The sequence below is a fragment of the Liquorilactobacillus oeni DSM 19972 genome (genome assembly GCF_001436275.1).
GTDB classification, from domain to species: domain Bacteria; phylum Bacillota; class Bacilli; order Lactobacillales; family Lactobacillaceae; genus Liquorilactobacillus; species Liquorilactobacillus oeni.
In genome coordinates this window covers 185,394-207,413 of record NZ_AZEH01000025.1, presented here as the reverse complement: position 1 = coordinate 207,413, position 22,020 = coordinate 185,394, and the positions used below count along the sequence as shown (strand labels likewise).

Here is a 22,020-nt window from a genome sequence, read left to right as displayed (position 1 = left end):
TTTACAGGAGGCGTTTTGTTTGGAAGAAAAATTGAAACGGCTTTTTGATAGTATCAAAAATGATCCGCAAAACAGCAGTTATACTAAAGAGGGAATTGATCCGCTTTATTATGCAAATCCGGCAGCTAAAATCTTGATAGTGGGCCAAGCGCCAGGCAAGAAAGCACAGAATACAAAGAAGGTTTGGAATGATCAAAGCGGCATCAGATTACGTAAATGGCTGGATGTCACTGATAGACAGTTTTATGAATCGGGCAAAATTGCAGTTTTACCGATGGATTTTTATTATCCTGGGAAGGGTAAACACGGAGATCTTCCTCCGCGTTCTGAGTTTGCTGCTAAATGGCATCCGCAGCTGTTAAAAGAAATGCCGAATATTAAGTTGACAATTCTTGTAGGAAATTATGCACAGCGAAAATATCTGGGGCTGAAAGGCTCCGTCCGTTTGACCGAAGTAGTTCATGCTTATGAAGCATACTTGCCTAAGTATTTTCCAATAGTTCATCCATCTGCATTAAACGGGATCTGGCTGAAACGCAATTCATGGTTTGAACAGCTTGTTGTTCCTGAACTTCAAAAAAGAGTTCAGCGGATTATGGATGAGAATTAAAGCTTTGGCAAAGGTTCGTTTGCTGGTAAATTTTTGCTAATTAGAATAAACTGATTGAGGTATTTTGAAGGGAGAAAGGAAAATGAAAAAAGATAATTTTAATGTAAAAGATGCACTTGTAATCGGCAGTGTGGCCGGAATTGTATCTGGATTTGTCAAGCTTGGCTGGGAAACGCTGTTGCCGCCGCGTACTCCAGAAAGAGAAGCCACCAATCCTCCTCAAAAGTTTATGCAGCAATTGGGTATTCCTCGTAAAATAACACATTCGACATATACCTATTCAGGGCATCAGATGCCATGGGCCAGTTTTATTATTCATTTTGGCTTTTCAGCTACTTTTGGAATGTTCTACAGTGTTGCAGGACACTATTTACCAGTTATTAAAGCCGGTCATGGTACGGTCTTTGGCACAAGTGTTTGGGCTGCTACTCATCTGATGTTAATGCCTAAGATGAAAACTGTACCAGCAGCAAAGGATCAGCCGCTTGAAGAACATGTTTCTGAGGCTTTAGGGCACATGGCCTGGATGTGGGTTAACCACGTAGTAATTGAGGAGTTAAGGGCTGAAGAAGATAAAAAAATTAACTAGATACAGGGGGGTGCTGCAGTGAAAGAAAAAAAATGGCAAACAAAATGGCCGGAACGGATTAGTTACGGAATGAGTGATGCCGCTGATAATTTGATTTTTCAGGTAATGACGACGTACCTTCTTTATTTTTACACAGATGTTTATGGTTTGAGTGCCGGAAATGTTGCAATTTTGTTCGTGGTTGCCCGGGTTGCTGATGTCCTTGAGAGTATTTTAATAGGCTTTATGATTGATCATACACACTCTCGGTTTGGCAAAAGCAGACCTTTTTTTCTTTGGTATGCATTGCCGTACGTGGCTTTTGCAATTTTAACGTTTGTAACCCCTGATTTTTCGGCTCAAGGGAAACTGGTCTGGGCTTACTTTACGTACTTGGGACTCGGATTTTTCTATACGGCAGTTAATTCGCCGATTACATCGGTATTGCCCACAATGACGCAAAACGAACGGGAATTGACACTTTTGGGAGTTATCCGTCAATTCTGCGGCAGTTCTGTTCAAATTATTGTTGGTGTTTTTACTCTTCCATTGGTTGCTTTTTTTGGACAGGGGGATAGGCGCCAAGGTTTTTTGCTGACTATTGTTTTATTTGGGATAATTTCGCTTGTGCTCATTTTAAATACCTTCTTTCATATTAGGGAAAGGTTTACCCGCAAAGAAATTTCGCACCAACCGTTGCGTAAGGTTTTACAAATGCTAAGAAAAAATCGTCCATGGATTACTATCTCAATTGTCATTTTTTTGTTCTGGCTGGTAACAGCTGTTAAGAACCAAACGATGATTTATTATTTTAAATACACGTTACACGCTAAAGACTTAGTACCATTGGCGAATGGGTTTATGTTTTCTTCCCTGATTGGTGTCCTTTTAATTATGTATTTAACAAATACACTAAAGAAAAAACAAACGATGTTTACGGGCATGCTGATTGCTTTTGGAGGTCAAGTGATCATCGCTTTTGGAGTCTATAGTGATGCATTATGGCTTTTACTGGCAGGGATCTTGATTAATTCACTCGGTCATGGAATTATCGTAGGACTTGTTTCGATTATGATTGCCGATACCATTCGTTACGGCATGTCTTTGGGGATCCAGGCTGAAGGACTTTTGGCTGCTACAGACGATTTTGGAGTTAACCTTGGTTTAGGAATTGGCGGGCTTATTACTGGTGGATTATTCCACCTGTCGGGCTATGTTCCAAACGGGGTGCAGAATGCACAGACGCTGCATATTATTAATCTTAATTACGTATGGATTCCGCTGCTGATTTATGGGTTAATGATGTTGGCCCTCAGTTTTTATAATGAAGAAACAATGCAAGAGACTGCTTCTTAATTTTTTTATTTTGTTTTCATAATACAGCAGCTTTAAAAATGAAGCGTTCTTGGCAGAAAAAAATAATTGGTTTCTGCAATTTTTGGTGTTACTTTTTTTGTAACATTAATTGGATGAAAGGAGTTCTTAGAATATGAAATATGGAGTGACAGCTTCTACAGGGAAGTTTGGGCGTAAAGCAATTGAACTTTTGATTAAATCGGTAGGAAAAGATAAGATCGTTGCATTTGCCCGTAATTTGGAAAAAGCAAAAAGAGTACTGCCTGCAGGAATTGAAGTACGAAAAGCAGACTACACTGATCCTAGGAGCCTTTTCGAGGCATTTACAGGAATTAACCGGCTATTATTTATTTCTTCAATTCCAAATAAAGAATATCCGCGGGCTGATCAGCATTTGAACGTTGTGAAAGCAGCAGAAAAAGCACACATAGATCTTGTAGCTTACACAAGCTTTCCGCATGCTGAAACTGCTGATAACCCATTGTCTGCAGATCACAAAATTACAGAAGAATACCTGAAAAAAGCCGGTCTTAATTATGTATTTTTGCGTAATAACTGGTATTTGGAAAATCAAGCCGGTTTGATCAAAGGAGCGCTTGCAGGTAAAACTTTCCGTTTTTCTGCGGTCAGAGGGAAAGTTGGCTGGGCTCTTGAACGCGAATATGCAGAAGGAGCCGTTAAGGTCCTAATAAGCTCCAAGCCTCAAAAAGTTTATGAGTTTGCAGGCCCTTCGCTTTCATTTGAGGATTTGGCAAGGAAACTTAAAGCAACTAGCACAAAGAACTTTAAAATTGAGGAACTCTCGGATCAAGAATATCTTAAAGCACTCGAAGAAGAAGGTTTAGGAGCGGCTGCACCTGCGATTATTATGATTCAAACTTTAATCAGAAATGGTCAGCTGGAAGAAGATTCCAGCGATCTTTCAGAAGTCTTAGGTCGTGAATTAACTCCTTTGGAGGATGCAATAAAAGAACTTTAAAATACATTTTGAATTTAAAAAGAGCCTGAAAACTAGCAATCAAGATATAATTGCTTTTTCAGGTTTTTTATATACTTTAACCATAATTTGAATTTGATTGTTTTATAAGCTAAGGGCAGCTTTATTTAAGCATAGAACTTAAATTATTCCTAAATCCGCCGATTTAAAGGGTTATGTAATTGAATAAATGAGTTTATCAGGCGTTGTCTTTACTCATTTTTTATTACGGCAGCAGTTTGGGGAGGATTTTTATGAAAAGCAAAAGAAGTATTGTTAATATGGTGGCGATTACCTTAGTAATAGTTATTGTAGTTCCTATTTTGATAATTGTTTCAAGTTCCTATATCAACACTAAAAGGTTATTAATATTACGCAATGATATTAATAAACAAAGTGCGGTTAATGTTTTGCTGGCTTCTAAACAAAGTGTCTATTCAGCGGCAGAAAAACAGCTAAAAGATTTGGCTGGACTACCAGTATTTGAAAACTCTTTTAAGGAAAAAAGCATCAGGAATACACTGGAGGCCGCCAAACAGGGGAATTCAAATATCAAGCAAATAGCTTTTGCAACTTCAAAAGGTAAAATAGTTACGTTTCAAAAATTACCGAATGGTTTTGACCCTCGTACGCGTGATTGGTACAAAGGAGCAGTTGCCGGTAGCGGCACAATTTATTGGACACAACCTTATAAGGATGTGACAAGCGGTGAATACGTCACAACAGCAGCAGTGTCTGTACATAATAATCGAGGTCAATCTGGTGTTTTATGCATTGATATCTCTTACACTGACATCCAAAATACTGCAATGGCACTTAAAGTTGGGCGCACGGGAAGTGCATCGCTAGTTTCGAGTTCTGGAAACATAATTGCAACAAATGGTGTTTCTAATACAAATGGACTTGAAGTCGGGCAGGACATTGTAAAAACAAAACTTTTCAAAAAAATTAAAAATGCAAAGAGTATTTCCGGTACTGTTGCTTTGGATGGAAGCAACGGTGTTGACAAAATTTATTATAATAAGGTAAACAATGGCAGCACAGCCTGGGCTTTTTCAAGTGTTAAAAAGAATGATTTAAAAGAGGAATTAGATTCACTTCTGAAAACAACCATTCTAGTAGTACTGATCACGCTCTTACTGGGAGCACTTTTAATTGTCCTGATTGCAAAACTGATCCGCATTCTGATGAATCATCTGAATCACTCTTTCAAGCTTTCAAGTGAAGGACAATTGACTACTATTAAGGTTCCAAAGAGCAGCAAAAAGTTTGATATAAAAAATATTGCTGTCAAAATGCTTACTCCTGATATGAAAGGAAACGAGATCAATCAGATTGTGGCACAGTATAACAGAATGATTGCTTCTATTAGTGAATTAATCGGAAAGGTTAAGCAGGAATCATATACAGTTGCCGATAAATCAGATTCTTTGCTGGAACTGGGAAAACAAACCAACAAGGCAACAGAAGAAGTCGCACAGACGATTACTGGTATTGCAGAAGTTACTGGCTCGCAAGCACAAGAGACTGAAAAAAGTGTTGACCAGCTGCAGGATCTGCTGAAGATAATTAATCGGCTTAGTACGAATGCTGCGGAAATGACGAGTCGTTCTAAGGAGGCAACTGAACTTAATCAAGAAAACATTGATATTGCTGGACAAGTTCGCTCAAACTGGGATAATGAGCTTGCTAAAATGGGGGAACTGAATAAGGGAATGGGTGCTCTCAATGAAAATGTTCAAGGAATCTATAAGATCTTAAGCGTAATCAATGGAATCTCACATAAGACCAACCTGTTAGCACTGAATGCATCGATAGAAGCTGCCAGCGCTGGAGAAGCAGGTAAAGGATTTGCGGTTGTTGCAACTGAAATCAGGAAACTTTCTGAACAGACAAAAACCTCCACTAAAGAAATTGAAAAACTTATTAAGGAAATTACAAACGAATCAACACAGATGGTTCAACAAACTGATGATTCGGTTGCTGGTGGAAAGGAACAATCAAAATTGTTACAAAGAGTCGGTGTTTCTTCGCAGCAGGTTTTTGAAAAAAATACACAGCTGATTCAAGACATTCATCAAGTTGAAAAGGCAAGCAAGAAGGTTGAAACGATCCAAGCAAGCATTTTGGCAAACTTAGAAAATGTTTCGGCTTCGACAGAAGAAAATGCTGCTGGTACAGAAGAAGTTTCGGCAAATTCAGAAGAAGTTCTTGCAACTATGGATGAATTCACCAATAATATTGCTGATTTAAGAAATGCTGCAAATAATTTGAAACAGCATACTAATAACTTTACGGTTGAAAAAAATAACTAAGCAGTTTAAAAGTTAATAAAAATAAAGCTGGAGTTGGGTCGAAATATAACATTTGATCCAACCCCAGCTTTATTTTGTAGTGAGCGAATTAACGTCTTTCAATAACAGTTCTTTCCGCTTAACCAAGAATTATCCATAGTTAAGCCTAGACTATGAGCGGTTTGCAGCTAATACTCAATAAATAAGTATGAAGGCTTTAAAGTGAGCAGTTAGAGCTGAAAAGAAAACAACAGCCAGTTAAATGGTCTGAATAGTATGCATTTTTAATGAGGCAAGAAGGTATAAGTTTCTGCTAACATCTTCTTGGTCTTGAATGGTTAATAATGCTCAAAAGCAGCAACCAGTTTTTCATTGATTGAATAGTTGCTGAGGAAAAATTAAATTGTTTCCTGACTATGATAGGGATGAAAAACTAAAAAATTTTAAAAATCATGGAAGTAATTTTGGCAGGTTGATGTTTACTTGAATGATTATGATACAAAGGAGAGGGAAAGAGAATGAAAATAATTCTGAAAAGGTTTTTGGAGCTTTAATTTTTTGTAAAAAAAAAAGAGGGTCATTTATTGCCACCGAATGAAAAGCAACTTGACCATTAAACTGTGGGAATCTTTTAAAAAATTAATTTTGTTTTGTACTATAAATACGCTGAATTAAAATTTCAACACGACGGTTTTTTGCACGTCCTGCAGCAGTTGCATTAGATTCTTTAGGGTGGTTTTCAGCAAATGCTTGTATTGAGACATCTTGCTGATTGAAGACGTTATTGGCAACGAAATAATTCATAACAGAAATTGCGCGTGCAGAGCTGAGCTCCCAATTTGATTTATAAACAGCACTTTTTCGTATAGGTACATTATCTGTATAACCAGTAATAATAATAGGATTTCCGCTAACCATCCGCAATGGATTCGATAGGGAATTGAGATTATTTTTTATATCATTGTCCAGTTCGGCGCTCCCTGAGTCGAATAGTATACTGCTGTCCATGGTGATGTGAAGACCATCGCCTTGCAAAGCAACCTTAACATTGCTAGTCAGCCCGGCTGCTTTTAGATTATCCTGCAGCTGGGATTTGATTTGCTGCAGATGAGTATTTTCAATTTTTTGCTGTGTTTGTTCTTCTTTTTCACTTTGCTGTGCAGCCGATAAAGCTTTAGGCTTAATAACTGCACTCTTATTGGAACTTTGTTCTTGCTGTGTTGAAAGGATTGCCTTGCCGTCTCCGGTTGAATGGGTGGATAAAATAGTACCAAATTCGGATTTGAATTCTTGAAATTTTTTTCCATCGACCTTGGTCATAGCAAATAAAACGATGAAGAGTGCAAGCAGTAAGGTCAGCATATCGGAATAAGGAAGCAGCCAGCCTTCATCTGTGTGGTCTTCGGTTCGTTTTCTTTTGCGCATATTAATCCTCCTCTTGGTTATCTTCTTTATCACCTGGTTTTTGGTCAATGAGACTGTACAGTTTTTTTTCAATTGTATTGGAAGGATTGCCGGCTTGGATTGCAAGTACTCCCTCTAATATCAAAGTAAACAGCTGAACTTCTTGTTCAGATTTTGAAAGTAAACGGGAGCTGAAAGGGATCAACAGTACATAACCAAAGAAAATTCCAAACAAAGTAGCTACAAATGCGGAAGAAATTGATTTTCCAAGGGCTGTAATGTTATTTAAGTTGCCTAAAGCACCTATCAGACCGATCACTGCGCCTAATACACCTAATGTAGGGGATGTAGTTCCTGCTGTTTTAAAAATTCCTGCTCCGTTACGATGGCGCTGTTCAAGACTATCGATTTCATTTTCCATGATTTCACGGATCTGTTCAGCATCAATTCCGTCGATAACCATTTCTAGGCCTTCACGCAAAAAAGGATTGTCTAGGTCATGTACGTGATTTTCAAGTGCTAATAGACCATCTCGTCTGGCAATATTAGACATTTCAACAATTTTTTTGATGGCTTCTTCGTAGTCATAACTTTCATTTTTGATCAAGACCCGTAAAATTTTGGGAATTCGTTTCAGCTCTTTTACCGGATAACTATTAATCACAGCCGCGATAATTCCTACAAAAATAACAAGCATTGCTTCGGGATTGACTAAGACAGCTATACTAGCACCCTTAAGAACCATTCCGACAGTGATGGAAATGATTCCCAGCAAAATACCTAAAAATAAGATAAGATCCATTTTTATTCCTCCTAAGGATTAGGCAGCTCCTTAAAGGCTGCTAATTTTTATATCGGTAATTATTCTGGGTTAATTAAGTAAGGATAGCAAACTCCCAAAAACATTTTTGTCGACAAAAGAGGATGAAATAAAAGTTTAACTGAATATTGAATATGATAAATAGTTTTTATGAGTAATATAATAAAACATTTATACTAGTATTAGTATAAAAATCATTTTTTATTTTGAAATAACTAATATAATAAACCAGATGATGTTTTTCTGGAAATAATAGCTCCTTAATTATGGAATGTAAAATTTATGTATTTTTTCATAACTCCCGCCATAATAGCACTTATAGCGTTGAAAATGAAATTTATTTCAAGTATAATCCGTATATCAGGATATATTTAAATAAGCTTAAGTTCTTTACAAAAAATTAAATACCCGTATTATATATATTTATTTTTTTATGTTTAGGAGATGCTCTATGGAAACTTATAACATGCTAAAACAAGCTTTAGATGTTTCTGCACAACGTTCAGAACTTATTTCAAGCAATATTGCGAATGTTAATACTGCTAACTATAAGGCTAAAAGAATTGCGTTTTCTGATCAGCTGAATACAGCATTGGGAATGACTACAACTCATAAAACGCATATGAATACGGCTGCTGCCGGTTCGGCAGTAGTAACGAATGATACGACAGCCGTAAAGCAGAATGGAAATAATGTGGATCTTGATGTAGAGATGGTTAACCAGTCAACGAACGGGCTTTACTATAACGCGCTTGTTTCACAGCTGAATGGTCGGTATCAGATGCTGAATTATGTACTTGAGCACTAGAAGGGTAAGGTGGCAGGATGGGAATTTTTAATGGACTTGAGATTAACGCGAGCGGTTTGGCTTTAGAGAGGCTGAAATTGGACACTATTTCAACAAATATCGCGAATGTTAATACTACAAGAACACCAGAAGGAGGACCGTACAAGCGTAAAACGGTTCAGTTTAGCGAAAGTTTGAAGAACACGCAGGCTGGTTCAGGAAAATTAAGTCTGGGCGGGCAAACAAGTTATGGTGTAAAAGTGACCGGAATTCAAACAGATAATACCGAAAAAACCAGTTATGATCCTACCAATCCTGACGCTGATCAGAATGGATATGTAAGGACCTCAAACGTTAATATGGCAGATGAAATGGTTGATATGATTCAAGCGATGCGGACTTATGAGGCAAATTCCTCTGCTGCAGAAATGAATAAAACGATTTTGAAAAATGCTTTAGAAATTTCTAAAAACTGATAGGAGACGGCGTTATGGACGGATTAACTGATATTTCCGGAATAAATAATTATCAAAGTGCACTTCAAAAAGCAACAGGTTTGCAAGATACAACGAGCAGCTCCCAAAAATCTTTCAGCTCTTATGTAAATGATGCAATTTCAGGATTGAATCAAAACATCAATGTAATGAATCAAAGCACTGAGGATATGGTTAACGGCAAGGAAAACAATTTAGGCGACGTTATGGTTAAAATGACTGAGGCACAGCTTTCTTTGCAAACTGCAGTGCAAGTTCGTAATAAGTGTCTTGATGCTTATAACGATGTTAAAAATATGCAGTTTTAGATGAGCGCTTGGTTGGGGGAAATATGTAAGTGTTAGAAAAAATGAAGGATAATTTAGCAAGCATCAAGGACAGGTGGCAAGCACAAAGCAGGCTCAGCAGAATTTCGTGGCTGCTGGCTTTTATTAGTTTGATAGCGGTCATAGGAATCGTAATTTACATGAATACCAGAGTCCAATACGGTGTTTTATTCACGGACCTTAGCGATGCTGATGCAGGCAGTGTCACACAAGAACTTGAAAACGAAAAAGTTCCCTATAAGCTGACTGATAACGGCAAAACAGTGATGGTCGCAAAAGATAAAGTGGATCAGACCAGAATCGACATGGCTGTAGACAATAAATTACCAAGCAGTTCTACAGGTTTTGAACTGTTCGATAATACAAGCGTGATGACCACGGATGAGGATCGAAAAGTGATGTACCAGCGTGCGGTAACGGGAGAACTGGAACGGGCTATCGAATCACTCAATGAGGTGCAAAAAGCAAAAGTCATGCTGGTTATGCCCAAACAAAGCGTATTCGATGACAGCGACAGCAGTAAAAAAGCAAAGGCCTCAATTGTTTTAACGCTAAAAGGAACGGGAATTTCTACACAGGCTGTTCAAGGCATTACAGCTTTGGCAGCCGGTTCAGTCGAAAATCTCAGTCAACAGGATGTAAAGGTTGTTGACAGCCAAGGCAATGTTCTTTCGGGTTCAGGAAATGAAGATAGCCAAGTGGATGGGAACAGTACTAAGTATATGGGAATCCAAAAAGCATACGAAAAGATGCTGACTGATAAGGTGAAAAAATTATTACAGCCGATTTATGGTTCTAGTAAAATTCAGGTCTCAATTAATCTTGATCTTAATTTTGATTCAATTGAACGCAAGATGACAACTTATAATAACCCGAAAATCCGAAGTGAAAATGAGCAAACGACCGGTAATGAAGGAACTCAAACAGGAGAAACAGATAACAACGCTTCGAATACTACAGCAGCAAGCAGCAGCACAAACACCGGTTCCACAAGCCGAACGGTCAACAATGAACTTGATACTGAAACTACCAAAATAATCAGTGCACCAGGCTCGATTAAAAGGATGACCAGTTCGGTACTTATTAATGGAGACCTATCGCAAGACAATCAAGATCAGATCCGCAATCTTGTACAGACGGCCATAGGGTTTGATCAAGGCAGAGGAGACAGCTTGACCATTCAAGGGATAGACTTTGCTAAAAACCCTACCAGCAAAAGTTCGACAACGAAGAAAAAAGAAAAGAAAAGCAATCTTTGGCTATATGTAGTTTCCGCAGTCGGGGCAATTGCCCTCATCAGTGTAATCGTCTTTACTATTTTGAAACTGCGTCGTCGAGATGAAGATGAGGATTACGAGATGGACGTTACACAAAGTACTGTACCAAGACCAAAAAAGACTCAACAACCTTTAACACCAAGACCGGTACAACAAGCAAATGAAGATCAAGAAGCAGCAGCTGCAAGGACAGAGCCTAAAAAATCCGAGTCAAAGGGGAATGGGGCACCTAAGAAAAAGGATGAAGCAAGTGAAAAGGCGAAAGACTTTGCCAAAGAACATCCTGAAATGGTTGCTGATTTGCTGAAGACGTGGATGAAAGAAAAGTAGTGAGGGAGGAAAGCAAATGGATTCACTTGACGGAGCTAAAAAGGCAGCAGTGCTATTAATATCGCTGGGAGCAGAAACTTCTTCAAAAATCATGAAACTGCTTCCCGATAACTTTATTCAAAAGGTTAGTTACGAAATTGCTAATACTGATTTTGTAAACCCTGAACAAAGAGATAACGTGCTGGAAGAATTTGTTAACACAGCTAAAGCCAGACAGTATGTTCTGGATGGCGGTATCGATTATGCAAGGGATCTGCTGCGTCAGGCTCTGGGTCCGCAAAAGGCAAAGGAAATTATTGATCTGCTCAATCAGATTCAGTTTCGTGAACGCCCTTTTCAAATTGCACGTAAAGCAGATACATTGCAGTTGGCAAATGTTCTTGTGGATGAACATCCGCAAACAGTTGCGATGATTATGTGTTATATCCAGCCGGAAAAAGCAGCAGATATCTTGTCGCAATTTCCAAATGACTTTCAAGTTGACGTTGCTGAAAGGATAGGAACAATTACAAGCGTATCTCCTTTAGTAATCGAAAAAATTGAAAAAGTTATCGAGAACAAATTCTCTAACTTTGTGGATGATAAATCTGAAAGTATCGGTGGGGTACATTCTCTGGTTAAAATCTTAAATTCTGCAAGCCGCAGTACTGAAAAGAATATTTTATCGGATCTTGAAAAAAGGCAGCCTGAGCTATCAAATGAAGTCAAGGCTGGGCTCTTTACATTCGAAGACATCACGACTCTTGAAAAACTGGATGTTCAAAAAGTTTTACGTGATGTTCAAAATGATGACCTTGTTCTGGCACTTAAAGGGACAACAGATGCAATCAAAGACTTTATTTTTGAAAATCTGTCTGCACGTGCAGTCGACAACCTCAAAGAACAGCTCGAGTTTATGGGACCAACACGCTTATCTGCAGTTGAAGAGGCACAGCAACGCATCGTTGGTGTAATCAGAAAGCTTGATGAAAGCGGCGAGATCTACATTGAAAGAGGCGACCAAGATGAAGTTATCCAATAACAATCTTGTAAAACAAACAACGATTACTTCTGCTAAAAAACCAAAGGCGATTGTTACTAAGTCAGTTAGTTTACCGCATAGTTCGCTTCTTTCAGTCGATGAGCCGGAAATTGATGGACAAGCATATAAAGTACATAAAAAAAGTTTTGAAACACTTAAGCAAAAAATCATTGCTGATGCTCAAAATGAGGGTACAAAGATCAAAGAGGCGGCGCGGCAGGCCGGTTTGAAGGAAGGCTATGATCAAGGCTACCAGGACGGTAAAGAAAAAGGTGAGCAACTGGCAGCTGTGATTGAACAGCAAGCTAAACAGAACTTTGAAAATGCTGGTGCAGAAGTTAAGCGATATGTGAACGAAAAACAAAACGAGGTTGTTTCATTTGCGATTGAAATGGCTGAAGTTATTTTACAACATAAAATAGATGACAAACCTGCAGAGCTTCTTTCCCTGCTTGAGCCGATTCTATTCAAACTAGAGAAACCTGATCAGGTAATTACAATTCGAGCACATGAAAAGTATCATGAAGTACTTACAGCTCGGATGGAAAAAAAGAAAAAAGAAACTTTGAATTTGAGGTACCTGATACTGGATGATCAACGGCTATCACCTTATGAAGTGACGGTAGAGTCAAATGAATCATTCGAGACACTGGCATTGCAAGAAGAGCTGCATAAATTTTTATTGCAGTTTAAAAAGGAGTGCCTATGAAATTTACAGTTCCGTTAGAGCAATGTCTTGATAAAGCTAAGAAACATGATTTTTTTACTTCTTACGGTAAAGTTAGCCAAATTGTCGGTTTAACTATTCAAGTTGAAGGCCTAGATGTGTTCATGGGTGAAATCTGCGAGGTCCAAATAAAGCGAGATGCAAGGATTGCCTTAGCTGAAGTCGTCGGATTCATAAAAAGAACTGTCTTATTAATGCCTCTTGATGAAATGGAAGGCATTGGACCGGGTTCTCTTGTCAAGGCAACCGGTCGTTCCTTGACAGTTAAAGTCGGAGATAGCCTTTTAGGGCACACACTCGATGGACTGGGGCGTCCGCTTGATGGACAGCTGGAAAGCGAGAAATTAAGCGATTATCCTGTCATGCAGGATTCTCCTGACCCTTTTCAACGTAAAAAAATCAACCGCATTATGAGCACGGGGGTCCGGGCGATTGATGGGCTGCTAACAGTCGGGGAAGGACAGCGTATTGGTGTTTTTGCGGGCAGCGGAGTTGGGAAAAGTACGCTGCTGGGAATGATTGCCAAGTACTGTGAAGCAGATGTAATTGTGATTGGGCTGATTGGCGAGCGTGGACGTGAAGTTCGTGAATTTATTGAAAAAGACTTGGGAGAAGAGGGCTATAAAAAATCAGTTGTCGTTTGTGCAACCTCTGATATGCCTCCTCTGGTAAGACTCAAAGGCGCACATGTTGCCACCGCGATTGCAGAGTATTACCGCGATCAAGGTAAAAAAGTAGTTCTGATGATGGATTCGGTAACGCGCTTTGCGATGGCTCAAAGAGAAATCGGGCTTTCAACCGGAGAACCGCCGACTACAAAGGGTTATACTCCTTCGGTGTTTGCCGCATTGCCTAAATTACTGGAACGCAGCGGGATGTCTGATAAAGGCTCGATTACTGCCTTCTATACGGTGCTGGTTGAAGGCGATGATATGAATGAACCGATTGCGGATGCAGTAAGAGGGATTCTTGACGGTCACATAGTCCTTTCACGTAAAATAGCAGGTCAAGATCACTATCCTGCCATTTCCATCAAAGACAGCCTGAGCCGATTGATGAAATCATTGGTTAGCGAACAGCAGGCACATGATGCGAGTGAATTGCGGCAAAATATGTCGGTGTATAACGATGCAAAAGATCTGATCGATATTGGAGCATATAAAGCCGGGTCGAACGCACTTATTGACTACGCCGTTTCTTTGCACCATCCAATTGCTAGCTTTTTACAGCAGCAAGTTGCTGAATATTCGGACTTAAAACAGACCCAAGAAAAATTGCACAGCCTTTTTAGTGAAAATGAAGCGGTAAATATTCAAAGAAATTGACCAAGAAGAAGGGGATGAAAGATGAAAAATTTCAAGTTTTCGTTAGAAAGCATTCTGGAATATCGTAAACAAAACGAACAGAAAATTAGGCAGCAATACCTTCTTTTACGCTCTGAAGTTCAAGGAAAAGAAAGCGATATTCGGAAATTGCTGAAGGAAAAGGGCAGCTTGATGAATGTTACTGAACAGACAATTGGAAGAATGCAGATACAAAGAAGATACCTGCTGGGGCTGGATCAAAGAGTTACATTGCTTAAAAATGCTGAGTTGGAACTTAAAACAAAAAGCGAAGTTAAAATGAATGAATTAGTCAAAGCACAGCGTGAAAGAAAAGTGCTAGAAAAGCTTGAAGAAAAGCAAGAAGAAGAATATTTGCAGCTGGTCAAAAGGCAGGAACAGATTCAATTAGATGAGATGGCAAATCGAAAAAAGATTATTTGAAAGGAGGTGAAAACGTATGGAAAGGATTAAAGAAGCTGGCATTTCAAGTTTTGTGAAAACAAAAAGTAATTTAAACAGCATGAACCATAAGGAAAACAAAGCACAATTCGCACATTCATTGAAGCAAAAGGGAGATTCTTTAAAAAATACGAAAAAAGAAGCTGTAATTTCCGAAGATCCTGCAGATTCAACGTCTCAAGATACTGGGACAGATGATGCCGCTCAAGACACTCCCAAAAGCTCAGCAGTCAAGGATAAAAAGAAGACAGAAGCGGCTGTTTTGAAAATAAAGGTTGACAGTAAAAAGAAGAAAAATCCAACACCCGAGTTTTTCCCTGCAGAAGCTGTCTTAATTCAATGGCCGGCTGTTGAATCTCAAGACAAGCAAAAGGTTCAAGAAGATAAAAGTATAGACTCAACAAAGAAAACTACGGGTATTGCTGCTTCCAAACAAAAGGATGAAGAAGAGCACACAAAAGGGTTGCGAGCTATCGGATCACCCGAAATTTTTCAAAAAATAGCAACAGAACAAAAAAATATAAAAGGGTCCAAAATTGTTGTTGGAGTTCAACAAGGAAAACAAGCGGATGTTAAAGATGTAAAAACTGAAACTGCTCTTAAGGAAAATAAAAAGACAGTTCCTTTGAAAACAGAAACAGCTGTTTTAAAGCCTATAAAAGAAAGTGTGAAAGCGACACAGGAAGCAGCAAAAACAGTGGCATTCAGCGTTAGAAAAGATGACCCCAAGGTAGCTGACGACCAACTTGAAACCGTAAAAGATGGGATTCAAGTTTCAAAATTGGCTTTACCGAAGGCACAGAAAAAGAGCCTGCTATCTGAGACCAAAGCTGCTGTTTCAACCACTATGATCGACGCTGCTGGTGAGCAGGGAGCAGACAATTCCGGCAATGTTGCTATTGTGCCTGAGATTCATGAAATTCCAAGCGGGAAGCTGCAGCTGGTAACTGAAAAACAAATGGAATCAGCTGGTCCGATTGAAAGAAAGAATGCTTTTGTTAAAGCAGCTTCAGTTCTTACAGCAAATTTCAAAACAGTTTCATCTTCAAACGACAGCAGACAGGTTGTCTTGCAGCTGCAGCCTGAAAATCTGGGCAAAGTCAAGGTCATGTTTAAAGTTTCAGAGCAGCAGGTACAATTGCAGTTCAAAGTTGAAACAGCCCATGCAAAACAAATGCTGGAAGGACTGACGCCACGTTTCGAAAAGATTCTTAATGATCAGGATTTGGGAACTGTCAATAAAGTAGAAACACCTGCTGCACCTAGCGAGGCACTTTCTTTTCAATCTTCTTCGATGGAGCAGGGCACGTTTGAGCATAATCAGCGTAGAAATTTTGCGCAACAGCATGCGATTCGTTATGGTTCCTCTAAAGAAAGCGTTGAAGAAGTAAAACAGCAAGACGATCAAGAATATCACAAAAATATTATTAGTATCTTAGCTTAATTAAGGAGGAACCAGATGGATTACGGAATTTCAGATGCATTTCCAGGAATTGCAACTTCGAATATGTATGATACTACGGAAAAAAACTCTTCGTCAGTTTCAATGGATGACTTTTTAAAGATTATGGCAGCTTCGATGCAAAATCCGTCAATGGACAGCAGTTCGTCCGGAAGCGGGAGCAGCACTGACTATGTTTCTCAATTAGCACAGTTTACTACACTTGATCAGCTTAATAATATGGGCAAAGAACTGACAACTTCGGTAATGGCAATGCAGCAACAGCAAGCTTACTCTCTTTTAGGGAAACAGGTCACACTGAATGATAATGGCCAGTCTGTAGCTGGAAAAGTCGACAAAGTAAGATTTGCTAACGGTTTTGCAACGCTGGTGGTTAATGGAAATGAGTATAAGATGAGCGCTTTATCGGAAGTTGGACAATGATAACACAGATTGCTTCAGCTGATTCTCATATGGCATCGGTGCCTAAAAAAGTTGAAACTGATAGTTCAAAACAGCAGCTTTTTTCAAAGACTCTTACGGCTAAGAAAAATAACATCAAGCTTTCAAATCACGCTCAAAAAAGATTGGATGACAGACACTTGAACTTGCAGGCCGGAGATTTTGCGCAGATTTCAAAAGCGATAACAGAACTTAAGCAAAAGGGAAGCCGAGAGTCCTTGCTGTTGTACAAAGATATGGGGCTGATTGCCAATGTACATAACCGTACAATTATTACGGCAATGAATATGGGAGAAATCAGTACAATTACTAATATTGACAGTACTAAATTTATTAAATAATGGCTGGACCTTTATGGAAGCCAAGCAGTTTCGGAACGAATGAAGGAGCTGCATATATAAGGAGGAGTAACAATGTTAAGATCACTTTACTCAGGAGTCAGCGGAATGAAAAATCTCCAAACCAAAATGGATGTTGTTTCTAATAACATTGCCAATGTTAACACAATGGGTTTCAAATCTGGCAGAGTCGTTTTTGAAGATCTGATTAGCCAAACAACCAGTACGGCTTCTGCACCTGGTAATGGCAGCGGCGGTGTCAATGCTAAGCAAATTGGTCTGGGGGTCCAGACCGGCTCTGTTGATACTATTACAACAGCAGGAGCTCCCCAATCAACTGGACGAGCACTTGACTTTTACATTAATGGCGGCGGCTATTTTGTTGTACAAAACAATAATGGCGGCGACTATTATACGCGTGATGGTGCATTTCTGCGTGACAGTACCGGGGCGCTGACTAATAGTGCCGGAATGCCGGTAATGGGCAGAGCAGCAAACACACCAACAGAATATACAGATGGCTTGGATACAAATTCAGTTCTCTCAGCACAGGGAAGTTTACAAAAGATTAATATTCCTAGTCAGATTACGGTTGGCGGAAATACACTGCAGTATGATTCAATGTCGGTTGATCAAAATGGTCTTGTAACAGCTAAGTACGGCAGTCAAAATTTTGTGATGGGGCAGCTTTCATTAGCTACTTTCAATAATCCAGAAGGTTTGCAAAAAGTTGGTGGTAATAATTACGAAGTGTCTGGTAATTCAGGTGCAGCCATTATTTCAAATCCTGGAGAAGCTGGAACAGGTACTTTGCAGGCCGGGGAACTTGAAATGTCAAATGTTGATCTTTCAAATGAATTTACGGAAATGATCATCGCTAACAGAGCATATCAAGCAAATGCCCGTACGATTACGACATCAGATGAAATGCTCCAAGAACTAGTTAACCTGAAGCGTTCATAAAATAAGATATGTCTACTGTAAACCAGTATTTTGTTAAGGGGTGAAAATGGCTATGATCAAATTACTTTCAATGGACAAGAGAACCTTTTATTTAAATCCGGATTTGATTTACCGTATTGAAGAAACTCCAGATACTATTATTACACTTACAAACGGGAGAACTTTAGTCGTTGAAAACTCTGCGGCATCAATTGTTGAGCTGATTATTGAATATCGCAAAAAAACCTATCAGGATATTTTGGGGCTGACCAGTGAGCAGGAAAAAAGGGGGTAGAGCTGGGTAATATGGCAAAAGAAGAGTCAAATAAAAAGGGTATTAATTGGCTGGTACTGATTCCGGTTATCTTAATTTTTGTAGTCGGAGGAAGTATTGGGGGGGCTTATGTTGCAGCAAAGCTTTTTAATTCTCCGACTTCAGAGGCGGCAGCAAAGCATTCTGTTACAATTTCTAAAAAGCAAAAAATTGTTGCGGTTAAGAAGTTTTTAATAAACCTTTCGCCGGATAATGCAAATGAACAGCAGTATGTGCAGCTGTCGCTTTCGGTGCTTGTTGCAAATGAGGATGACAGCAGCAAGCTTACTAAAAATATTGCACTTGTACGTGATAGTGTAATCAATGTTGTTCACCAAAAAAAAGCAAGTGATATTTTAGGCGCGGCAGATAGTATTCCTAAACTAAAAAACGATTTAAAAGATGCGATTAATCGTGCTTATGGTGAAAAAATTGTTCAGCAGGTATTTATTACGGACCTTGTCATTCAATAAACAAAGAGGATCAGAAAATGAATATTTATTTTTCAGTTTTTAAAACGATCATCTTTCTGATCGTCATCATTTATTTAATTAACATCTCGCTTAAAGTTCTTAACCGGTATTCTAATCAGCGTAATGCTTCTTTTCGGATTCTGCAAAAAATTGCAGTCAGTAAAACCTCTTCTCTTGGAATTGTGCAGATTATCAATAAATATTATGTAATGAGCTTTTCGGAACAGCAAAATCAGATTATCAAAGAATTATCTGAAGAAGAGGCTGCTGTCTTTTTGGACTCGCTTGAAAAGCCAACCGCAAAGAGAAGTGATTTCTCGGTGATATTAAAAGAAACACTTGCCAGATTGCAGGGGGACAGGAAGCAGAAATGAGCAGAAAGAAAAAAAGTGTACTCGTAGTTGCTGGAATCAATTTCGTTTTTTGGAAAATGTTCTTTTTTCCAAGCATCACGTTAGCAGTAACTACTAATGATATTACATCGACAGTTAATAATCTTTTAAGCAATGGTTCTGGATCGGACAGCACTGTTAATACCTTTTTATTACTGACTGTTTTGTCTGTAGCACCTATTTTATTAGTGATGACTACTTCGTTTACCAGAATTATTATGGTTCTTTCCTTTGCTAGGAGTGCTTTGGGGACGCAACAGAACCCGCCCAATCAAGTACTGCTTGGGCTTGCCCTTTTCTTAACCTTCTTTACAATGAGGCCAGTTTATTCGGATATTTACCAAGATGCAATCAAGCCATATAACAGGCAAGAAATCACACAACAGCAGGTTTTTACGCGTTCAGAAAATCGGCTTAAGCAGTTTATGTATAAGCAGACTAGAAAAAAAGACATTCAGCTGTTTTTAGATGTTGCTAAAGATAAGCATAATTACAAGACGTATAAAACCATTCCACTGACAGTTATTACTCCTGCTTTTATTATCAGCGAGTTAAGAACAGCATTCAGTATCGGATTTCTACTATTCATTCCATTTTTGATTATTGATATGGTAGTTTCAAGCATCTTGATGTCAATGGGGATGGTGATGCTTTCTCCTGTTATGATCTCGCTGCCGTTTAAGATTTTGCTTTTTGTAATGGTAGACGGTTGGTACCTATTGGTTGAGTCTTTGATCAAAAGTTTTTATTAGAAAGTTGGGAAGGACATGTCAGTTGAAGTTGTATTACAGGTAATCCGCGATGCTTTCATTCGTATTATATTGATTGCTGGGCCGGCTGTCGGAATGGCAATGATTGTTGGGCTGATAATCAGTGTTTTTCAGGCCACTACTCAGATTCAGGAACAGACCTTGAGCTTTGTGCCTAAACTGATCGCGATCTTCGCGACGATGGTATTAGCTGGTAATTTTATGCTGACTATTCTCTTGGAGTTCACAAAATCAATTTTTAGAATGATAGCAAAGCTGTGAGGTGTAAAAGATGGTTGCAGTAGAATTAGGGGCCCTTCTTTTATGCCGGATTGCTTCTTTTATGGCCATCAGCCCTGTTTTTTCTCAACGCGGTTTTCCTAATCTCGCAAAGATAGTGGTTGGAGGAAGCCTTGTAATTGCTGCATATCCTGCAGTCAGCGGGTTCAAAGAGATTAGTTCTTTGCTTCTCTTTGGAATTGTAGCTCTTAAAGAAATTTTATTCGGTTTGGCAATGGGTTATCTTAGCCAGCTTGTTTTTAATGGTGTCATGATGGCGGGTGCAATGATTGACTTTCAGGTTGGATTCTCGATGGCACAAGCATACGATACTACGATGGAAGTTTCCGCTTCTCAGTTTGGAAGACTGTACTATTGGTTGACGCTGGCTGTATTTTTCATGCTCAATCTGCATCACCAGCTGATTTTGGGTATTATGGAATCTTTTCGGATTGTACCTCTTGGTACCGCCGTTCTTAAGGGCTCAACAGTTGAGGGCGTTGTGCAGCTGTTTGGAAAAACAGTTGCGATGTCTCTTAGCCTTGCTGCTCCTTTAGTTATCGCAGTTTTAGTGATTGATATTGTTTTAGGAGTGATCTCGCGCTCCATTCCGCAGATTAATGTTTTAATGCTGAGTTTATCCATCAAAACTGCAGTTGCTGTTCTTTTAATTTTGCTGGTGCTTCCTAATCTTCTCGATTTTTTGGCAAATAACATTGCAGGCGGAATTTCGAATGTTTTGGATTTTGTTAAAGCATCTAGGTAATGGAGTTGAACGGAAATGGCTGATAAGAATGGAAAAACGGAACGCCCCACGCAAAAACGGCTGCGTGATGCACGAAAGCGCGGCGAAGTGCCAAAGAGTCAAGAAGTTAATGCAGCAGTAGCTTTGTTTGTCTTTTCCTTAGTAATGCTGCCTTCATGGGAATTTGTAATTGAGCATTTTTTGCCTTATTTAACGCAGTTTATTGAACAAACGGCAACATATAATATCCAGTACAGCGATTTACCGAAAGTTGCACTCCAGGCGGTTTTAATGTTGTTTTTATTAGCAGCACCGTTTATGCTGCTGAGCGTTTTAATCAGCTTTTTAGCAAATTTTTTTCAAACTGGTTTTTTATTTTCTACTAAGCCGCTGAAACCGGATTTTAAAAAAATAAATCCGGTAAATGGACTGAAGCAGATGTTGGGTCTACGGGCTATCTTTAATATGGGGAAGACTTTAGCTAAATTTGCAGTCATCGTATATTTTTGTTACCGGGAATTTATGAACAACATTCCTATATTATTGAATCTTAGTGGAGCCGGTGCTCCCAAAGTACTTTTTTTCGTACTTGATTTTGCCCGTGACCTCACATTTAAAGTGGCGATTCTGCTTCTTGTGATCGCTTTGACAGATTATTTCTATCAACGCTACAGCTTTCGCAAGAATCTGCGGATGACAAAAGAAGAAGTAAAAGAAGAATTCAAGCAGCAAGAAGGAGATCCTAAAGTTAAATCTCAACGCAAGTCCCGTTATCAGGCGATGGTACGCAATGCAATTTCCAAAGTAAAAGAAGCTACAGTCTTAATAACAAACCCAACTCATTTTGCTCTGGCTATCAAGTACGATCCTAAAAAGGAAGGAATTCCGGTTCTTTTAGCAAAGGGCAAAGATGAACTTGCACAGAGAATGAAGGCACAAGCACGTAAGGAACACATACCAATGATTGAGAATCGTCCTGTAGCGCATGCAATTTATGCACAGGTGGAACCGGGAGAGTTTGTGCCGCCGGAGCTTTACGAATCAGTGGCTGAAATCATTGCGCTTGTTTATCAGTTGGAAGAGAAGGAAAAAAATAAAATCTAGGGTAATTT

General features: G+C 39.0%; 26 protein-coding genes. 24 read left to right on the top strand and 2 right to left on the bottom strand.

Annotated features, from left to right (window positions below; translation table 11 throughout):
• Nucleotides 1-19 precede the first annotated feature (19 nt).
• From FD46_RS03830 to FD46_RS03810, 5 genes are all read left to right on the top strand, one after another.
• Entirely contained in the window at nucleotides 20-610 is a 591-nt protein-coding gene (locus tag FD46_RS03830; protein WP_057895861.1) for a uracil-DNA glycosylase family protein, read from the top strand.
• Nucleotides 611-692: 82 nt separating this feature from the next.
• The gene (locus FD46_RS03825) at nucleotides 693-1,199 is read left to right on the top strand and encodes a DUF1440 domain-containing protein (RefSeq protein ID WP_057895860.1); all 507 of its coding nucleotides are present in this window, start codon (nucleotides 693-695) and stop codon (nucleotides 1,197-1,199) included.
• An 18-nt stretch (nucleotides 1,200-1,217) separates the two neighbouring features.
• Nucleotides 1,218-2,534: an MFS transporter gene (locus FD46_RS03820; protein ID WP_057895859.1), complete on the top strand. Its 1,317-nt coding sequence runs from the start codon at nucleotides 1,218-1,220 to the stop codon at nucleotides 2,532-2,534.
• 133 nt (nucleotides 2,535-2,667) lie between these two features.
• Nucleotides 2,668-3,513 carry an NAD(P)H-binding protein gene (locus FD46_RS03815; protein WP_057895858.1) on the top strand — a complete coding sequence of 282 codons (846 nt, stop codon included), beginning with the start codon at nucleotides 2,668-2,670 and terminating at the stop codon, nucleotides 3,511-3,513.
• A gap of 251 nt (nucleotides 3,514-3,764) precedes the next feature.
• On the top strand, nucleotides 3,765-5,825 hold the full coding sequence (locus FD46_RS03810; RefSeq protein WP_057895857.1) for a methyl-accepting chemotaxis protein: 2,061 nt from the start codon (nucleotides 3,765-3,767) through the stop codon (nucleotides 5,823-5,825).
• 618 nt (nucleotides 5,826-6,443) lie between these two features.
• Here the strand turns inward: FD46_RS03810 and FD46_RS03805 are convergent.
• Both FD46_RS03805 and motA read right to left on the bottom strand, forming a co-directional pair.
• A complete protein-coding gene (locus FD46_RS03805; RefSeq protein ID WP_057895856.1) occupies nucleotides 6,444-7,229 on the bottom strand; it encodes an OmpA family protein in 786 nt (261 codons plus the stop codon).
• A gap of 1 nt (nucleotide 7,230) precedes the next feature.
• Entirely contained in the window at nucleotides 7,231-8,010 is a 780-nt protein-coding gene (motA, locus tag FD46_RS03800) for a flagellar motor stator protein MotA (protein WP_057895855.1), read from the bottom strand.
• A gap of 469 nt (nucleotides 8,011-8,479) precedes the next feature.
• Between motA and flgB the strand changes: the two genes are divergently transcribed.
• The 19 genes from flgB to flhB all read left to right on the top strand — a co-directional run bounded on the left by flgB (nucleotide 8,480) and on the right by flhB (nucleotide 22,012).
• Nucleotides 8,480-8,836: a flagellar basal body rod protein FlgB gene (flgB, locus tag FD46_RS03795; RefSeq protein WP_057895854.1), complete on the top strand. Its 357-nt coding sequence runs from the start codon at nucleotides 8,480-8,482 to the stop codon at nucleotides 8,834-8,836.
• Between the two features lie 17 nt (nucleotides 8,837-8,853).
• Nucleotides 8,854-9,291: a flagellar basal body rod protein FlgC gene (flgC, locus tag FD46_RS03790; RefSeq protein ID WP_057895853.1), complete on the top strand. Its 438-nt coding sequence runs from the start codon at nucleotides 8,854-8,856 to the stop codon at nucleotides 9,289-9,291.
• A 14-nt stretch (nucleotides 9,292-9,305) separates the two neighbouring features.
• Nucleotides 9,306-9,617, top strand: a complete 312-nt coding sequence (fliE, locus tag FD46_RS03785; protein ID WP_057895852.1) for a flagellar hook-basal body complex protein FliE — start codon at nucleotides 9,306-9,308, stop codon at nucleotides 9,615-9,617.
• A gap of 29 nt (nucleotides 9,618-9,646) precedes the next feature.
• Complete coding sequence (gene fliF / locus FD46_RS03780; RefSeq protein ID WP_235805549.1) at nucleotides 9,647-11,242, top strand: flagellar basal-body MS-ring/collar protein FliF; 1,596 nt, start codon at nucleotides 9,647-9,649, stop codon at nucleotides 11,240-11,242.
• A 16-nt stretch (nucleotides 11,243-11,258) separates the two neighbouring features.
• Nucleotides 11,259-12,263 carry a flagellar motor switch protein FliG gene (fliG, locus tag FD46_RS03775; RefSeq protein WP_057895851.1) on the top strand — a complete coding sequence of 335 codons (1,005 nt, stop codon included), beginning with the start codon at nucleotides 11,259-11,261 and terminating at the stop codon, nucleotides 12,261-12,263.
• Nucleotides 12,247-12,972 carry a FliH/SctL family protein gene (locus FD46_RS03770; protein ID WP_057895850.1) on the top strand — a complete coding sequence of 242 codons (726 nt, stop codon included), beginning with the start codon at nucleotides 12,247-12,249 and terminating at the stop codon, nucleotides 12,970-12,972. The genes fliG and FD46_RS03770 overlap by 17 nt, the downstream gene beginning before the upstream one ends.
• The gene (fliI, locus tag FD46_RS03765; protein WP_057895849.1) at nucleotides 12,969-14,315 is read left to right on the top strand and encodes a flagellar protein export ATPase FliI; all 1,347 of its coding nucleotides are present in this window, start codon (nucleotides 12,969-12,971) and stop codon (nucleotides 14,313-14,315) included. The genes FD46_RS03770 and fliI overlap by 4 nt, the downstream gene beginning before the upstream one ends.
• Before the next feature lie 21 nt (nucleotides 14,316-14,336).
• Entirely contained in the window at nucleotides 14,337-14,756 is a 420-nt protein-coding gene (locus FD46_RS03760; RefSeq protein WP_057895848.1) for a flagellar FliJ family protein, read from the top strand.
• A gap of 16 nt (nucleotides 14,757-14,772) precedes the next feature.
• On the top strand, nucleotides 14,773-16,218 hold the full coding sequence (locus FD46_RS03755) for a flagellar hook-length control protein FliK (RefSeq protein ID WP_057895847.1): 1,446 nt from the start codon (nucleotides 14,773-14,775) through the stop codon (nucleotides 16,216-16,218).
• 15 nt (nucleotides 16,219-16,233) lie between these two features.
• Entirely contained in the window at nucleotides 16,234-16,659 is a 426-nt protein-coding gene (locus FD46_RS03750; protein WP_157047085.1) for a flagellar hook capping FlgD N-terminal domain-containing protein, read from the top strand.
• A gap of 29 nt (nucleotides 16,660-16,688) precedes the next feature.
• A complete protein-coding gene (locus FD46_RS03745) occupies nucleotides 16,689-17,018 on the top strand; it encodes a flagellar protein (RefSeq protein ID WP_338040980.1) in 330 nt (109 codons plus the stop codon).
• Between the two features lie 72 nt (nucleotides 17,019-17,090).
• On the top strand, nucleotides 17,091-17,978 hold the full coding sequence (locus tag FD46_RS03740) for a flagellar hook-basal body complex protein (RefSeq protein WP_057895845.1): 888 nt from the start codon (nucleotides 17,091-17,093) through the stop codon (nucleotides 17,976-17,978).
• Between the two features lie 46 nt (nucleotides 17,979-18,024).
• Complete coding sequence (locus FD46_RS03735) at nucleotides 18,025-18,252, top strand: flagellar FlbD family protein (protein ID WP_420805339.1); 228 nt, start codon at nucleotides 18,025-18,027, stop codon at nucleotides 18,250-18,252.
• Nucleotides 18,253-18,263: 11 nt separating this feature from the next.
• The gene (locus FD46_RS03730) at nucleotides 18,264-18,743 is read left to right on the top strand and encodes a flagellar basal body-associated FliL family protein (RefSeq protein WP_057895844.1); all 480 of its coding nucleotides are present in this window, start codon (nucleotides 18,264-18,266) and stop codon (nucleotides 18,741-18,743) included.
• Nucleotides 18,744-18,760: 17 nt separating this feature from the next.
• Nucleotides 18,761-19,117, top strand: coding sequence for a flagellar biosynthetic protein FliO (locus FD46_RS03725; RefSeq protein ID WP_057895843.1), 357 nt, complete (start codon nucleotides 18,761-18,763; stop codon nucleotides 19,115-19,117).
• A 56-nt stretch (nucleotides 19,118-19,173) separates the two neighbouring features.
• The gene (fliP, locus tag FD46_RS03720; RefSeq protein ID WP_235805552.1) at nucleotides 19,174-19,887 is read left to right on the top strand and encodes a flagellar type III secretion system pore protein FliP; all 714 of its coding nucleotides are present in this window, start codon (nucleotides 19,174-19,176) and stop codon (nucleotides 19,885-19,887) included.
• Nucleotides 19,888-19,902: 15 nt separating this feature from the next.
• Nucleotides 19,903-20,166, top strand: coding sequence for a flagellar biosynthesis protein FliQ (fliQ, locus tag FD46_RS03715; protein ID WP_057895841.1), 264 nt, complete (start codon nucleotides 19,903-19,905; stop codon nucleotides 20,164-20,166).
• A 10-nt stretch (nucleotides 20,167-20,176) separates the two neighbouring features.
• Nucleotides 20,177-20,929: a flagellar biosynthetic protein FliR gene (locus FD46_RS03710; RefSeq protein WP_057895840.1), complete on the top strand. Its 753-nt coding sequence runs from the start codon at nucleotides 20,177-20,179 to the stop codon at nucleotides 20,927-20,929.
• Between the two features lie 15 nt (nucleotides 20,930-20,944).
• On the top strand, nucleotides 20,945-22,012 hold the full coding sequence (gene flhB / locus FD46_RS03705; protein WP_057895839.1) for a flagellar biosynthesis protein FlhB: 1,068 nt from the start codon (nucleotides 20,945-20,947) through the stop codon (nucleotides 22,010-22,012).
• Nucleotides 22,013-22,020: the final 8 nt, after the last annotated feature.

Bases quoted from the DNA above. Each gene is read 5' to 3' on its own strand.
- fliI (WP_057895849.1), top strand. From the start codon at position 12,969: ATGAAATTTACAGTTCCGTTAGAGCAATGTCTTGATAAAGCTAAGAAA.
- FD46_RS03710 (WP_057895840.1), top strand. From the start codon at position 20,177: ATGGTTGCAGTAGAATTAGGGGCCCTTCTTTTATGCCGGATTGCTTCT.
- fliP (WP_235805552.1), top strand. From the start codon at position 19,174: ATGTTCTTTTTTCCAAGCATCACGTTAGCAGTAACTACTAATGATATT.
- FD46_RS03750 (WP_157047085.1), top strand. From the start codon at position 16,234: ATGGATTACGGAATTTCAGATGCATTTCCAGGAATTGCAACTTCGAAT.
- FD46_RS03805 (WP_057895856.1), bottom strand. From the start codon at position 7,229: ATGCGCAAAAGAAAACGAACCGAAGACCACACAGATGAAGGCTGGCTG.
- flhB (WP_057895839.1), top strand. From the start codon at position 20,945: ATGGCTGATAAGAATGGAAAAACGGAACGCCCCACGCAAAAACGGCTG.
- FD46_RS03740 (WP_057895845.1), top strand. From the start codon at position 17,091: ATGTTAAGATCACTTTACTCAGGAGTCAGCGGAATGAAAAATCTCCAA.
- fliE (WP_057895852.1), top strand. From the start codon at position 9,306: ATGGACGGATTAACTGATATTTCCGGAATAAATAATTATCAAAGTGCA.
- flgC (WP_057895853.1), top strand. From the start codon at position 8,854: ATGGGAATTTTTAATGGACTTGAGATTAACGCGAGCGGTTTGGCTTTA.
- FD46_RS03770 (WP_057895850.1), top strand. From the start codon at position 12,247: ATGAAGTTATCCAATAACAATCTTGTAAAACAAACAACGATTACTTCT.
- FD46_RS03725 (WP_057895843.1), top strand. From the start codon at position 18,761: ATGAATATTTATTTTTCAGTTTTTAAAACGATCATCTTTCTGATCGTC.
- fliG (WP_057895851.1), top strand. From the start codon at position 11,259: ATGGATTCACTTGACGGAGCTAAAAAGGCAGCAGTGCTATTAATATCG.
- FD46_RS03755 (WP_057895847.1), top strand. From the start codon at position 14,773: ATGGAAAGGATTAAAGAAGCTGGCATTTCAAGTTTTGTGAAAACAAAA.
- FD46_RS03730 (WP_057895844.1), top strand. From the start codon at position 18,264: ATGGCAAAAGAAGAGTCAAATAAAAAGGGTATTAATTGGCTGGTACTG.
- FD46_RS03745 (WP_338040980.1), top strand. From the start codon at position 16,689: ATGGCATCGGTGCCTAAAAAAGTTGAAACTGATAGTTCAAAACAGCAG.
- FD46_RS03735 (WP_420805339.1), top strand. From the start codon at position 18,025: ATGGCTATGATCAAATTACTTTCAATGGACAAGAGAACCTTTTATTTA.
- fliQ (WP_057895841.1), top strand. From the start codon at position 19,903: ATGTCAGTTGAAGTTGTATTACAGGTAATCCGCGATGCTTTCATTCGT.
- FD46_RS03810 (WP_057895857.1), top strand. From the start codon at position 3,765: ATGAAAAGCAAAAGAAGTATTGTTAATATGGTGGCGATTACCTTAGTA.
- flgB (WP_057895854.1), top strand. From the start codon at position 8,480: ATGGAAACTTATAACATGCTAAAACAAGCTTTAGATGTTTCTGCACAA.
- FD46_RS03825 (WP_057895860.1), top strand. From the start codon at position 693: ATGAAAAAAGATAATTTTAATGTAAAAGATGCACTTGTAATCGGCAGT.
- FD46_RS03760 (WP_057895848.1), top strand. From the start codon at position 14,337: ATGAAAAATTTCAAGTTTTCGTTAGAAAGCATTCTGGAATATCGTAAA.
- motA (WP_057895855.1), bottom strand. From the start codon at position 8,010: ATGGATCTTATCTTATTTTTAGGTATTTTGCTGGGAATCATTTCCATC.
- FD46_RS03815 (WP_057895858.1), top strand. From the start codon at position 2,668: ATGAAATATGGAGTGACAGCTTCTACAGGGAAGTTTGGGCGTAAAGCA.